1 protein-coding gene is annotated in these 450 nt (G+C 36.9%); it reads left to right on the top strand.

Annotated elements, in window-relative coordinates; all coding sequences use genetic code 11:
* Positions 1-44: 44 nt before the first annotated feature.
* On the top strand, positions 45-450 hold a 406-nt coding region (locus tag ACYVTD_RS16775; protein ID WP_461248789.1), incomplete at its 3' end, for a hypothetical protein.

The following is a 450-nucleotide window of genomic DNA, read 5'->3' as shown; positions in this document are numbered from 1 at the left end:
ATTTTATCAACGCGTACCTTATTCACCCTTTGTTTTTGGAATTTTTGACTACAAAGCAAGATATTATTCCGGAAGAACAAAAAAAAGAAACCTACGCTATTTCTGGTAATTGGTGCGCTCGTAACGGTTTTAAAATTGACGCTATGTCGTACTATGAAAAGACCGGGGATTATAAATCAATACTTTTAATTTTAGCCGCGTTAACTACCCAAATACCGCAGGATATCGCAAAGTATGCGGCGCAAATTTTAGACAGAGCTCCTGAGGATGCTTTTGACAAGGTGGAATTTCTTGCGGATATGCATTTGCGCACATATATATGCCAGGGGTTGCTAAAAAAATCACTTGAGCTGTTGAAATACTATGAAGCAAAATTTCTTAAATTGCCTGATAATGATCCTATAAAGAAACGCACGCTGACAAGACTTTATATTTGCTGGACATATATAC

This window comes from Treponema sp. R6D11 (genome assembly GCF_054786075.1).
Note: the sequence above shows the minus strand (reverse complement) of the source record. Positions and strands in the feature narration are given on the sequence as shown.